The sequence below is a fragment of the Streptomyces sp. NPDC006197 genome, assembly GCF_040613865.1.
Taxonomy (GTDB): Bacteria; Actinomycetota; Actinomycetes; order Streptomycetales; family Streptomycetaceae; genus Streptomyces.
The window spans coordinates 1-13200 of the sequence record NZ_JBEXSZ010000200.1 but is presented as its reverse complement, the minus strand read 5'-3'; the positions used below and the strand labels follow the sequence as shown (position 1 = coordinate 13200).

Annotated in this window: 7 protein-coding genes and 2 pseudogenes; 4 read left to right on the top strand and 5 right to left on the bottom strand. The window is 75.6% G+C overall.

All coding sequences use genetic code 11. From position 1 onward, the window contains the following. Nucleotides 1-62 precede the first annotated feature (62 nt). Complete coding sequence (locus tag ABZ318_RS36555) at nt 63-1007, top strand: aldo/keto reductase (protein WP_356906742.1); 945 nt, start codon at nt 63-65, stop codon at nt 1005-1007. 1 nt (nt 1008) lies between these two features. Here the strand turns inward: ABZ318_RS36555 and ABZ318_RS36550 are convergent, their stop codons facing one another. The 4 genes from ABZ318_RS36550 to ABZ318_RS36535 all read right to left on the bottom strand — a co-directional run bounded on the left by ABZ318_RS36550 (nt 1009) and on the right by ABZ318_RS36535 (nt 6030). Beyond that, nucleotides 1009-2340: a PrsW family intramembrane metalloprotease gene (locus ABZ318_RS36550; RefSeq protein WP_356906740.1), complete on the bottom strand. Its 1332-nt coding sequence runs from the start codon at nt 2338-2340 to the stop codon at nt 1009-1011. 66 nt (nt 2341-2406) lie between these two features. Then, complete coding sequence (trmB, locus tag ABZ318_RS36545) at nt 2407-3126, bottom strand: tRNA (guanosine(46)-N7)-methyltransferase TrmB (protein WP_356906744.1); 720 nt, start codon at nt 3124-3126, stop codon at nt 2407-2409. Between the two features lie 152 nt (nt 3127-3278). After that, complete coding sequence (gene lhgO / locus ABZ318_RS36540; protein ID WP_356906739.1) at nt 3279-4463, bottom strand: L-2-hydroxyglutarate oxidase; 1185 nt, start codon at nt 4461-4463, stop codon at nt 3279-3281. A 112-nt stretch (nt 4464-4575) separates the two neighbouring features. Further along, a complete protein-coding gene (locus ABZ318_RS36535; protein WP_356906738.1) occupies nt 4576-6030 on the bottom strand; it encodes an MFS transporter in 1455 nt (484 codons plus the stop codon). 561 nt (nt 6031-6591) lie between these two features. Between ABZ318_RS36535 and ABZ318_RS36530 the strand changes: the two genes are divergently transcribed. The 3 genes and pseudogenes from ABZ318_RS36530 (at nt 6592) to ABZ318_RS36520 (ending at nt 12509) form a co-directional block, all read left to right on the top strand. Beyond that, complete coding sequence (locus ABZ318_RS36530) at nt 6592-8832, top strand: asparagine synthase-related protein (RefSeq protein ID WP_356906743.1); 2241 nt, start codon at nt 6592-6594, stop codon at nt 8830-8832. A 10-nt stretch (nt 8833-8842) separates the two neighbouring features. Then, nucleotides 8843-9151: pseudogene (locus ABZ318_RS36525) on the top strand (Uma2 family endonuclease); the annotation flags it as partial. A 58-nt stretch (nt 9152-9209) separates the two neighbouring features. After that, complete coding sequence (locus ABZ318_RS36520) at nt 9210-12509, top strand: BTAD domain-containing putative transcriptional regulator (RefSeq protein WP_356906737.1); 3300 nt, start codon at nt 9210-9212, stop codon at nt 12507-12509. On the opposite strand, the pseudogene ABZ318_RS36515 reads toward ABZ318_RS36520, so the two are convergent. Next, nucleotides 12496-13095 (bottom strand): annotated as a pseudogene (locus ABZ318_RS36515) (NPCBM/NEW2 domain-containing protein); the annotation flags it as partial. The gene ABZ318_RS36520 and the pseudogene ABZ318_RS36515 sit on opposite strands and share 14 nt — an antisense overlap. Nucleotides 13096-13200 lie beyond the last annotated feature (105 nt).

The window sequence follows — 13200 nt, the reverse complement described above, 5'->3', positions numbered from 1 at the left end:
GAGCCTCTGACCTCCGGGGCTCGCACGGAATAGGCCCGGCGGCGGGAGCGGTTGATCCACGCATGACCTCCCTCCGCCGACTGGGCACCTCCGACCTGCACGTCTTCCCCATGGCCCTGGGCGGCAACGTCTTCGGCTGGACCGCCGACGAAGCACAGTCCTTCGCCGTCCTCGACGCCTACGCCGCCGCCGGCGGCAACTTCGTCGACTCCGCCGACGTCTACTCCGCCTGGGCCGAGGGCAACGAGGGCGGCGAGTCCGAGACCGTCATCGGCCGCTGGCTCGCCTCCCGCGGCAACCGCTCCGACATCGTCGTCGCCACCAAGGTCGGCGCCCACCCCCGCTTCAAGGGACTCTCCGCCCCCACCATCAAGGCGGCCGCCGAGGAGTCGCTGCGCCGCCTCGGCACCGACCACATCGACCTCTACTACACGCACTTCGACGACGAGTCCGTCCCCGTCGAGGAGATCGTCACCGCCCTCGACCAGCTGGTGAAGGACGGCAAGGTGCGCGCCGTCGCCGCCTCCAACATCTCCCCCGAGCGGCTGCGCGCCTCCCTCGACTTCGCCGAGGCCGAGGGCCTCGCCCGGTACGTCGCCCTCCAGCCGCACTACAACCTGGTCTCGCGCGACACCTACGAGGGCCCGCTCCTGGAGACCGTCGAGCACGCCGGGCTCTCCGCCGTCCCGTACTACGGGCTCGCGGCCGGCTTCCTCACCGGCAAGTACCGCCCCGGCGCCGACGTCGACAGCGCCCGCTCCGCCGGCGCCGCCAAGCACCTGGCCACCGAGCGGGGCCGGGCCGTGCTCGCCGCGCTCGACACGGTCGCCGCGGCACACGGGACCGAACCCGCCACCGTCGCCCTCGCCTGGCTCGCCTCCCGCCCGACCGTCGCCGCGCCGATCGCCTCGGCCCGCACGGTCGACCAGCTCCCCGCCCTGGTCGCGGCCGCCGACCTCACCCTCACGGAGGCCGAGCTGACCCTCCTCACGGAGGCCTCGGCCTGACTCAGCTCCGGTACGGGTTGTAGCCGTCGTAGTCCAGGTACTGCGGCGGCGCCCAGGCCCGGCCCGTCGCCCGGGCCGCGTACGTGAGGGCAGGGGAGGCGACCTCGCGGCGCTGCCACAGATGGTGCAGCAGCTCCTGCTCCCGGGCCGGGAAGTCGGGCCCCGCCGTGCCGCGCCGGGCCCGGTCCCGCAGGAACGCGAGCGTCGTCGCGAAGGACTCGTACTCGCCGACCGCCCGCGCGGCCGGCGGCCCGTACGTCCGGGCGGCGAACGAACGGGCCACCTGCCGGGCGCGCATCGAGGACAGCGCGAGCGGCTCGGCGGGCGCGAGCCAGCCGGCCGCCGCGTACGCCGGGAGCACCCCGGATATCGTGCGCAGCTCGCGCTGCCGGCTCCACACCGCCAGCCAGGTCAGCAGACCGAAGGCCGGGACCATGAGCGCCCCGTACACCGCGTAGAAGGCCAGCGGGCCGCCGAAGGTGGCCGAGCCGTTCCAGGTGGCGTGCAGGCCCATGGCGAGCAGCAGCCCCGCCAGGGGCAGCAGCACCCGGCGCAGCCGCTTCCCGCGCGGTGCCAGGGCGGCGAAGCCGAAACCGATGCCGGTGAGCACGGTGAACAGCGGATGCGCGAACGGCGACATCACGGCCCGTACGAAGAAGGTCGCGGCGGTCACCGAACCGAGCCCCGAGGAACCGAACTCCTGGTCCTCGCCGAAGGCGTTCCCCAGATAGAGGATGTTCTCGGTGAAGGCGAAGCCGGTCGCGGTGAAACCGGCGACCACGACCCCGTCGACGAGACCGCCGAAGTCCCTCCTGCGGAACAGGAACAGCAGCAGGATCGCCGCCGCCTTCGCGCTCTCCTCCACCACCGGCGCGACCACCGTGGCGCCGAGCGTGTCCGCCGAGTCCGGGTCCGCGGTGGCCGTCGCGATCCAGCGGACCGCGAAGGAGTTCGCCAGGATCGCGACGAGCGCGGCGGCGAAGGCACCCCAGGCGAAGGCGAACAGCATGTTCTTCCAGGGCCCCGGCTCGACCCGGTCGAGCCAGCGGAACGCCGACATCAGCAGCGGTACGGGAAGCACGGCGAGGCCCAGACCCACGAGGAAGCCCTGCGTGCCGGTCTGCTCGCGGACCAGCGCCAGGATGACCAGGGCGCAGAGCGCGAGCAGCGTCACGACGGTGACCGCACGGACCAGCCGGCTGCGCCAGAAGGCCCGGCGGGGCCGGTAGCGCCACTGGGATCGGTCGGCGGCGGCGGGGAAAGCCGGCTCCTCGGTGTCCCGGTGCGGGACGGGAGCGGCGTCCGGCGGGGCGCCGGTGGCGGAGTTCGACACGTGAGCGACCCTAACGACCCGCACCGACACCGGCGACGGGTATATGCGTCCCGGGGGCCGCGGGGGTCACTTCCTCCGGAAGAGAAGGTCGTGCACGACGTGCCCCTTGTCGAGCCCCTGCCCCTCGAAGCGGGTGAGGGGCCGGAAGTCGGGGCGGGGCGCGTAGCCGCCGTCGGCCTGCGTGTTCTCGTAGTCCGGATGCGCGGAGAGCACCTCGAGCATCTGCTCGGCGTACTCCTCCCAGTCCGTGGCGCAGTGCAGCACGGCCCCGGGCTTCATCCGCGGCGCCAGGAGGCTGAGGAACTCGGGCTGGATCAGCCGCCGCTTGTGGTGGCGCGCCTTGGGCCACGGGTCCGGGAAGTAGACCCGGCAGCCGTCGAGGGACGCGTCGGGGAGCATCTCGCGGAGCAGGATGACCGCGTCGCCGTTGGCGACCCGGACGTTGGTCAGGCCGTTCCGGTCGGCGAGGCCGAGCAGATTGCCCTGGCCCGGGGTGTGCACGTCCACGGCGAGGATCCCGGTTCCGGGATCGGCGGCCGCCATCTGGGCCGTGGCCTCGCCCATGCCGAAGCCGATCTCCAGGACGACCGGAAGCCCGCCGAACATCTCGCCCAGGTCGAGGACCCGCTTGCCGTCGATGTCGAGCCCCCAGTCGGGCCACCGCTTCAGCATGGCCTCGGCCTGCCCGTACGTGACACGGCTGCGGCGCGGCTGGAAACTGCGGATCCGCCGCTCGTGGTGGGCCCCGGCGGGATCGGGCATGGGCCCCTCGCCGGGGGCGAACATCCGACTGCCCCGCCGGGCGGCGGGCTGTCCGGGGTCGGCGACGGGCTGCGGGCCGTTCTCAATCTGCTCAGACACAATGCGGCCGATTCTACGGCGGGGACGGCGGAAGAGCCTCCGCGCCCGAGGAGCCCGGCGGGCTGCAGCCGGGTGGGCTACAGCCGGGCCAGGGCCCGGGCCGCCACCTCGCGGCCGATGGGCAGCGAAGCCGTGGCCGCGGGCGAAGGCGCGTTCAGGACGTGGACCGTCCGGGGCGCCTCGCGGATCAGGAAGTCGTCGACGAGCGTCCCGTCCCGCAGCACCGCCTGCGCCCGCACCCCCGGCGCGGCCCGTCGCAGGTCGGACTCCTCGACGATCGGCAGCAGTCGCCGCACGGCCTCGGTGAAGGCCCGCTTCGAGAGCGACCGGTGCAGTTCGCCCGCCCCGTACCGCCAGTGCTCGCGGGCGATCGCCCAGGAGCCGGGCCACGCCAGGGTGGCGCCCAGTTCGCGCGGGCGGACCACGGACCAGCCGTATCCCTCCTTCGCGAGGGCCGGGACGGCGTTCGGCCCGATGTGGACGCCGCCGTCGATGCCCCGGGTGAGGTGCACCCCGAGGAAGGGGAAGGCGGGGTCCGGCACCGGGTAGACGAGGCCCCGCACGAGCGAGGGGTCCGCGAGCTCGTAGTACTCCCCTCGGAAGGGGACGATCCGCATGCCGGGGTCGTCGCCGGCGAGCCGGGCGATCCGGTCGCAGTGGAGTCCCGCGCAGTTCACCAGGACCTTCGCCCGCACCACGCGCCCGTCGGCGGTCCGCACGGCCACGCCGAACGGCCGCCGGTCGACGAGGGCGACCTCCGCGCCGTACAGGATGCGGGCTCCGGAGGACTCGGCGAGCCGCTCCGTCACCTTCCCGTAGTCGCAGATGCCGGTCGTGCCGACGTGGATCGCGGCGAGGCCCCGCACCCGCGGCTCGTACTCGCTGATCTGCGCCGGGCCGAGCTCGCGCACGGGGATGCCGTTCTCCCTGCCGCGCTGCACGAGCGCGTGCAGCCGGGGCAGCTCGTCGCGCGTGGTGGCGACGATCAGCTTTCCCGTCACCTCGTGCGGAATGCCCCACTCCGCACAGAACTTGACCATTTCGGCCGCGCCCTGGACCGCGAACCGCGCCTTGAGCGACCCGGGGCGGTAGTAGATCCCGCTGTGGATCACCCCGCTGTTGCGCCCGGTCTGGTGGCGCGCGAGGGCGTGCTCCTTCTCCAGGACCGTGACCCGGGTGCCGGGGGCGGCGCGCGTCAGGGCGTACGCCGTCGACAGACCGACGATCCCGCCGCCGATCACCAGCACGTCACAGTCAAACACCAGCGCCACCTCCCGTCCCCGATAGTGCACTGGCCCACTGACAACGCGGCTAAACGCCCACCTCGTGGGACGCGCGTCACTCCGGCGCGCCGCTCCGCACCCGCTCGACCCCTCACGCCGGAGCGACGAGCAGCGGCCGGGCCCGCTCGCGGAGTTCCATGACGCGCGGCTCGTCCCCGTACGGTTCGAGCCGGTGCAGCAGATCCCGTACGTACTCGGTGGTCCGCGCCGAGGAGATCCGCCCCGCCACCTCCACCGCGCGCGTGCCCGCCGCGCAGGCCGCGTCCAGGTTGCCCGACTCCAGTTCGGCGACGGCGGAGACGACGAGCCGCAGCCCGTGCGAGCGGACGAACTCCTCCGTCGGCCGGGACAGCGCCTGCTCGGTGAAGCGCCGCACCTCGCGCGGCATCCGCAGGTCCCGGTAGCACTCGGCGGCGTCGGCGCAGAACCGGTCGTACGAGTAGAAGCCGAGCCAGGTCGGGTCGGCGTCGCCCTCCCGCGAGCGTTCGAGCCAGCCCTCGGCGGACTTGAGCGCGGCCGCGGCGGCGGCCCCGTCGCCGGCCTTGGCGTGCGCGCGGGCCTCGACGAGCCGGAAGAAGGACATGGTGCGGGCGGTGGCGAGCCCCCGGTTCCGTTCGAGCGCGGCCTGGGCGAGGTCGACGCCCTCGTCGGCGAAGCCCCGGTAGGTGGCCTGGAGGGACATGGAGGCGAGGACGTATCCGCCGAGGGGCACGTCGGCGGCGGCGCGGGCGAGCCGCAGGGCCTGGATGTAGTAGCGCTGGGCGGCCTCCTGCTGCCCGGTGTCGAAGGCCATCCAGCCGGCGAGCCGGGTGAGCTCGGCCGTCGCGCCGAACAGGTTCCGGCCGACCTCGTCCGAGTACGAGCCGAGCAGCAGCGGGGCCGCGTCCACGCGTAAGCACTCGGGCACCATCGACGAACGCCAGTCCCCGCCGCCGTACTTGGAGTCCCAGCGCCGCGCGTCCTCGGCGGCCTCGCGGAGCTTGGCGACGTCGCTGTGGCCCACGCGCGCGTGCTCCGCGGCCGCCGTGCCCGCCGCGGCGAGGCCGGTGCCCGCGCCGGGGCGGGGGGCCTCGCGCTCCACCGACGGGTCGGCGGGGGTTATCAGCCAGCGGGAGGCGGGCGTCGCGTACGCGCTGACCGAGAAGGACCCGGCGAGCGACTGCCAGATGCCGCCCCCGCCGGCCCGTCGTCCGGCGAGATCCAGCCGGTACAGGTCGGTGGCCGAGCGGACCGCCTCGCCGACGTCGCGCGGGAAGGCGAGCCCGACCTCGGGCGCCGGGTCGGCGTCCGCGAGGCCGATCTCGTGCAGCGGCACGGGCCGGCCCAGCTTCTGCCCGATCGCGGCGGCGATCAGGTGCGGGGCGGCGCCCTGCGGCACCATGCCCTTGGACACCCACCGGGCGACCGAGGTCTTGTCGTAACGAAGCGTCAGGCCCCGCTGTGCGCCGAGGTCGTTGACGCGCCGGGCGAGCCCGGCGTTGCTGATTCCCGCGAGGGCGAGAACCGTGCCGAGCTTTTCGTTCGGCCCGCGTTGCTCCCTGGACATGACGCCACCCCTCGACAACCCAGACGGCCGCCACGACGCCGGGCATAGGCGTGCGGCATTCGTAAACACAGCGTAGTTCGCCGCATCCCCACCGTTAAGGGGCGGTGTTCCGTATGGCGAGATTGTTGTGTGAACGTGCGACGGACCGGCCCGGCGGAGCGGCTCGTGCCCCCGCCGTGTGGTCGTGCGCCCGGCCGTGCGCTCTCGTCCGGCCGGCGGGGGAGCGCTTCCATGAATATCGCGTGGGTCGGCCCGCTCGGCCGGGGACGGTGTCCCGGACCAGTGGGCTGGGGGACACCGCCGCCCATTCCCCGCGGGCGGCGGACGGCGCCGGGAGGCGGAAGCGCCTCCCGGACAGCCGGTGACCGGCCTTGTGCCCGGACACCCTTGGAAACATCCACCGGGGGTCGATATTTGGCCGAATGACGCCGGTGTCCTGCCGAAGGTCAACTGGCCCATGCCAGGGGCGCATTCGCCTTTCGCGCGCGTGCACCCGGACCCCGCCCCGTGCGCCGTTGTCATGGCAGCATGTCCTCCACCGAAACGGATGTGGAGGCGCCGATGCGATGGCTGGTGGGCTGGAGCAGTGTCGCCGCGAGCTTCGCAACGACCGCGGCGGGCCGAGCGGGGACGGTGCACGACGCGTACGGCTCCGGCCGCGCCCCCGGCTCCCCGTACGGCTCCGGACCCGCCTCCGGCTCCCCGTACGACCCCGGATACGACCCCGACTCCCCGTACGGCTCCGGCACCGGCCCCGCGGCCGAGGGGCGCACGGTGCAACCGGTGGGCGCACAACTCCTGTGGGGCGACCCCGATCCGCTCTGGGCGGTCGGCGACTGGCGCCCCGACGAGGTCCGCGTGGTGGCCGTCGACGACCACACCCGCCTCGCCGTCCTCGGCTGCTGCGCCGCGAGCGACGAGGAGCTGCGGATCGGGCTGCTCACCGCGCGCGGAGGCGCGCTGCGGCACCTGACCGCCTGGCCCGGCAGCTACACCGCCGTCGTGAAGGCCGGCCGCCGCGTCACCGTCACCGGTGACCTCGCGGGCGCCCGGCCGGTGTTCCACACCCCGTGGGCGGGCGGCACCGCGTACGCCACCGCCGCCCTGCCGCTCGCCGACCTCGTCGAGGCCCAGCTCGACATCGGCCACCTCGCCGCCCTGCTCGCCTGCCCCGAGACCCCGGAGGCGCTGCGCGACTCCACCCCGTACGAGGGCGTGCGAAGGGTGCCGCCGGGCCACGCGCTGATCCTGCGGGAGGGCTCGCGCGAGATCACCGGCTACGAGCAGGTGGCCTCGCTCGCCGTCGCGGCGCCCGAGGCCGACCCCCGGCAGGCCGTCGAAGGAGTACGGGACGCCCTCGTCGAGGCCGTACGCGCCCGGCTCACCGCCCCCCGGCACGCCCCCGAGGCGCCGCTCCCCGACCCGGGCCCCGTCCCCGGCATGGGCCCCGCCGACCGGCGCGCCGCCCGGGGCGCGGGCCCCGCGCCCGGCATCGGCGCCGACCTGTCCGGCGGCAGCGCCTCCGGCACGCTCGCCCTGCTCGCCGCGGGCCTCCCGGGGGTGCCGGGCACGATCACCGGCCAGGGCACGGGCGCGGGGGAGCGGCTGCTCGCCGTCACCTTCAACGACCTGGCGACCCGGGCCGGCGCGCGCCGCACGGCGGAGCTGGAACGGGCCCGCGCGATCGCCGCCGACCCCCGCCTGCACCACGTCGTCGTCGCGGGCGGCGAGGAGGCCCTCCCGTACGCCGCCCTGGACGGTCCGCTCACGGACGAGCCGGGCCCCGCGCTGGTCACGGCGGAACGGCACCGCAGACGCCTCGCCGGCGGCAGCGCCGACCACTTCACCGGCATGGGCGCCAAGCAGGTCCTGGACGCGCACCCGGCGCGCCTCGCCGACCTCCTGATGGACCGCAGGCGCCGCTCCCTGGTGCGCCCGGTGACGGCGCTCGCCAAGGCCTCGGGGTCGTCGGCGGGAGCGTTCCTGGTGCCGCTGACCGTCTACCGGGCGGCGCGGAAGCTGGCCCGCACCCCGTACCGGACGGGTCTGGAGACGGCGGCCCGGCGGGTCCTGGAGGCGAACCGCACGGCCCCGGACGGCTTCGGCCCCCTGGAGGCCTCGCTCTCCGCCCTCGCCTGGTCGCGGCCGGGCCCGGCGGCGCGCTGGCTGACGGGTGAGGCGCTGGCTGAAGTATCGGTTCGCCTGAACCGGGCGGCGACGCTCCCGGCCGCCGTCCAGCGCCCCGGCGAGGCACGCGCGCGTGCCGCTCTCGTCCGCGCGGCGGCCGACCACCGGGTCCTGGAACAGGCCGCCGAGATCCGGGGCCAACGCCTCCACGCCCCCTTCCTCGACAACCAGGTCGTACGGGCCTGCCGCGACCTCCCCGAATCGCTCCGGGTCCAGCCGGACGCCCGGGCCGGCGTCCTGCGCACGGTCCTCTCCGGCGCCGGCGTCCACGACGTCCCCGCCGGCTGGGGCGCCCCCCACCCGGCCGTCCCGGCCGCCGCCACGCGCGCGGGCCTGCGCGTCGCGCTCCCGCAGCTCCTCGCCCTCTTCGACGCGCCGCTCCTCGCGGACGCGGGCCTGATCGAGGCCCGCGTCGTCCGCAAGGCGCTGCGCGCGGCGGCCGACGGCGCCCCCGTCCCCCTCGACGGCCTCGCCGACCTCGTCTCCACCGAACTCTGGCTCCGCCGCCTCCTCGCCCGCCGGGGCTCCTGCTGGACGGACACCACGGCCCCCCGAGCCCCCCGCGCGGCCCAGGGTCCGCTGATCCCGGCCTCCAGGCGGTCGCTGCCGGCGTGAGGCTCCGCCCGTCCCCGACCTCGTCATCGCGCCCAAGGGCAGCTTCGACGACCAGCAGGAGTGGCACGCCCCCGACCCCGTCCTCCTCGTCGCCGAGGTGACCTCCTCGACCGCGCGCCGCGACCGCGTCCAGAAGATCCGGGCCCACACCCGCGCGGGCATCCCGCTCCACCTCCTCATCGACCGCGAGGCAGGAGAGGCCGTCGTCTGCTCCGAGCCCGTCGGGGACGACTTCGCCCACAAGCCCATCCACAAGCTGGGGACGGTCGTTCCGCTTCCCCACGCCCTCGGCCTCGAGCTGGACACCGGCGCCTTCTGAGGGACCCACCGGGGTAAACCCCGAGGCGCACGTCATGCCCGCCCGACACAATGGGTCGGTGCGGTATCTCATCCTCGGCACCACCGAGGCCCTTCGGCCCGACGGCACCCCGCTGCCCCTCGGCGGTGCCCGGCTGCGCGCGCTGCTCGCCGCACTCGCGCTGCGCGGCGGACGGGCCGTCTCCGTCGGCGAGCTCGCCGACGACGTGTACGGCGACGACCCGCCGCAGGACGCCCCCGCCGCCCTCCAGGCCCTCGTCGGCCGCCTCCGCCGGATCCTCGGCCGGGAGGCCGTCGCCTCCACCCCCGGCCCCGGCTACCGCCTCGTCGCCGGTCCCGACGACATCGACCTGTACGTCTTCCAGCGCCGGGCCAGGGACGGCGCCGCCCGCCTCGACACCGGCGACCCCGACACCGCCGCCGCCCTCCTCCGCGAGGCCCTCGGCCTCTTCCGCGGCCCCGCCCTCGCCGACCTGCCCGACCCGGCGGGCGTCCGGCCCGAGGCGCAGCGGCTCGCGGCGCTCCGGCAGCGCGTCGAGGCCGATCTGCGCCGGGGCGCCACCGACGGACTCGTACCGGAGCTGACCGAGCTCACCACCACGTACCCGTACGACGAGGCCTTCCGCGCCCATCTCATCCGCGCCCTGCGGGCCGAGGGCCGCCACGCCGACGCCCTCACCGCGTACGAGACGGCCCGCCGCACCCTCGCGGACGCCCTCGGCGCCGACCCGGGACCCGAGCTCACCGCCCTCCACCAGGAACTCCTCACCGGAGCCCCGGCCCCGGCCCCGACCCCGGTCCAGCCCCCGGCCGCCCCCGAGTCCCCGGCACCCCCCGCCCCGGAACGAACCGCCGAAGCCGGCAACATCCGGCCCCGCCTCACCTCCTTCGTCGGCCGCGAGCCCGAACTCGACGCCCTCCACGCGGACCTGACCCGCTCCCGGCTCGTCACGCTCACCGGACCCGGCGGCTCCGGCAAGACGCGGCTCGCCGAGGAGGCCGCGCTCCGCGCCGCCGGCCCCGCCGCCTGGATCGCCGAACTCGCCCCGCTCGACGACCCCCACGCCGTCCCCGGCGCCGTCCTCTCCGCGCTCCGCCTCCGCGAGGTCAACCTGATCACCCGCGAGGGAGCGCAGCTCCAGGACGACCCCACCGCCCACCTCGTCGAGCACCTGGCCCGCCGCCCGCTGCTCCTCGTCCTCGACAACTGCGAGCACGTCATCGACGCGGCCGCCGCCCTCGCCGAGACCCTGCTCACCCACTGCCCGCAGCTGCGCGTCCTCGCCACCAGCCGGGAACCCCTCGGCGTCCCCGGCGAGTCCGTCCGCCCCGTCGAGCCCCTCCCGCCCGACCCCGCCCACCGCCTCTTCGCCGAGCGGGCCCGCGCCGTGCGCCCCTCCTTCGACCTCGCCCGGGACGGCGGCGAGGCCGTCGACGAGATCTGCCGCCGCCTCGACGGCCTGCCCCTCGCCATCGAACTGGCCGCCGCCCGGCTCCGCCTCCTCACCCCGCGCCAGATAGCCGACCGCCTCGACGACCGGTTCCTCCTCCTCACCTCCGGCTCGCGGACCGTCCTGCCCCGCCAGCAGACCCTCCGCGCCGTCGTCGACTGGTCCTGGGACCTCCTCGACCCGGCCGAGCGCACCCTGCTCCGCCAGGTGTCGGTCTTCGCCGGAGGCTGGGACCTGGCCGCCGCCGAGGCCCTCTCCCCGCACGCCGCCGACTCCCTGGGCGCCCTGGTCGACAAGTCCCTCGTCGTCGCCACCCCCACCGAGGACGGCGAGATGCGCTACCGGCTCCTGGAGACCATCCACGAGTACGCCACCGAGCGCGCCGCCGAGGACCCCGAGCTGCTCGCCGCCGCCGAAGCCACCCACACCGCCCACTTCACCGCCCTCGCCGAGACCGCCGAGCCCCGGCTCCGCTCGGCGGAGCAGCTCCCCTGGATCGACCGCATCGAGCGCGACCTCGACAACATCCGCGCCGCCCTCCACCGCACCCTCGCCACCTCCCCCAAGCTCTCGGCCCCGCTCGAGCAGGGGAGACCCCCCTCCGACGAGGCCGCCGCCCTCCGGCTCGTCTTCGCCATGGGCTGGTTCTGGTGGCTGCGGAACTACCGCCCCGAAGGCCTGGCCTGGGTCGAGCGCGCGCTCGCCCTCGGCGAGGACCCGTCCGACCCCGCCGACCCCCGCCACTGGCCCCGCATGCACCTGCGCATGCTGCACTTCTTCCTCGCGGTCGAGAGCCACACGATGGGCGACTTCCAGGAACCGGAGACCCGCGCGCTCGTCCGGCGCGTCCGCGACGCGTTCGGTACGGACCCCGGCCCCGAGGCAGCCCGCTTCCCCGGCCTGCTCTGGCCCTTCACCGCGTACCTCACCGAGGAACCGGCCGTGATCCGCGTCCTCCTCGACACCGCCGTCGACAACTGCCGCCGCCACGGCGGCGACTGGGAGCTCGGCGTCAGCCTCATGTTCCGCACGCACATGGCCGTCGACATGCCCGGCGGCATGCCCGGGGTCGACGAGGCCCTGGCCGAACTCCGCGACATCGCCCGACGCGTCGGCGACCGCTGGATGGGGGCCCAGATCGCGAGCGCGGCGGCCGAGTCGTACACGATGCGGGGCCGGCACGCGGAGGCGGGCGAGGCGTACGAGGAGGCCCTCGGTCTCGCCCGCGAGGTCGGCGCCCACGCCGAGGCCCCCTTCCTCCTCGCCCGCCTGGCCGAACTGTCCTACCGCACCGGCGACCTGGAGACCGCCGAGCGGATCCTCGGCCAGGCCGCGCGGGAGGCCGACCGCTACCACGTACGGGACAGCCAGACGTACGTGTGCTTCCTCCGCGCCGCCTTCGCCCTCCACCGCCGTGACATCACGGAGGCCCGCGCCCACCTGGAGGAGGCGGGCCGCACGGTCGCGCTCGGCACCCCGCCCCCGCACTTCGAGGCGGCGGTGACCGGAATCGCCGCCCGCGTCGAGGCGTACGAGGGCAGGGGCGCCGCCGCCGTCGCCACGGCCGTCACCGCGCTCCGCACCGCGCGGGACGCGCAGTGCGCGGACTTCATCACCACCGGCCTGGGAGAGGGGCTCGCCGTCACCCTGGCCGAGGCGGGCGAAGCCGATCTCGCCGTACGGGTCCTGGCCGCCGTCGACCACTGGCGCCGGGACACGCCCCGCTCGGTCCCCGAACTGAAGGACGTCGAGTCCGTGACGGCCCGGGCGCTCGTCGAGCTCGACGCGGCGGGCCTGGCGGCGGCCCGCGCGGCCGGCGCGGGCCTCGGCCTCGACGAGGTCCTCGACCTCGTCGAACCCTTCGCACCCGCCCGGCCGGGCGCCGGGACGGGCGTCAGGAGCAGCTGATCCGGGACTCCGCCCAGTCGGCGACCGCGGCCCGGCCGAACGGCGTGTGCTCCTCCACCACGAGCCGGATCGTGGAGAGGCCGGAGAGGTCGACGTGCACCGGGACCGGTGGGTCGCCCGCCTGGACGACCCGGGAGCGCCAGAGCCGCGCCCCGTCCCCGTAGACGGAGAAGCGGACGCCGCCGACGCCGAGCTGGGCGCTCAGGTCGTCGACGCCGACGATCGCGTCGTAACTCGTGCACTGCCGGTTGAGGTCGATGAGCAGCGAGGACGGCGCGTGGACGCTCACCCCGTGCGCGTACCGCGTGCCGCCGATGGACAGGCCGTCGCGCTGCCACATCCAGCTGCTGTCCGAGAGGGACACCTCGGGCTCGGTGCCGTCGCCGAAGGTCCCGTACCGCAGCTCGCTGACCTGGTAGACGGTCGGCGCGGGCTCGGGGGAGGGCTTCGGGCTGGGCTTCTCGCGGGTGGGCGCCGGCTCGGGCGTGGGCTTCGGGGACGGCGTGGGCTTCGGCGTGGGCTTGGGCGTCGGCCTGGGGCTGGGCTTCGGAGGCGGCGGAGGGGTGGGCGCCGGCGGTTCGGAGGTGACGGGCGGGTCATGCCCTTCAGGGCGTACTCCCCGAGCCGGGTGAGCCCGCGGGTGTTGCACCTGGCGTCCGAGGCGTACGAGGGGACGCTCACCCCGGCCGGC

Excerpts from the sequence above, each read along its gene's own strand:
- ABZ318_RS36530 (WP_356906743.1), top strand. The coding sequence starts at position 6,592 with ATGCGATGGCTGGTGGGCTGGAGCAGTGTCGCCGCGAGCTTCGCAACG.
- ABZ318_RS36555 (WP_356906742.1), top strand. The coding sequence starts at position 63 with ATGACCTCCCTCCGCCGACTGGGCACCTCCGACCTGCACGTCTTCCCC.
- ABZ318_RS36535 (WP_356906738.1), bottom strand. The coding sequence starts at position 6,030 with ATGTCCAGGGAGCAACGCGGGCCGAACGAAAAGCTCGGCACGGTTCTC.
- trmB (WP_356906744.1), bottom strand. The coding sequence starts at position 3,126 with ATGTTCGCCCCCGGCGAGGGGCCCATGCCCGATCCCGCCGGGGCCCAC.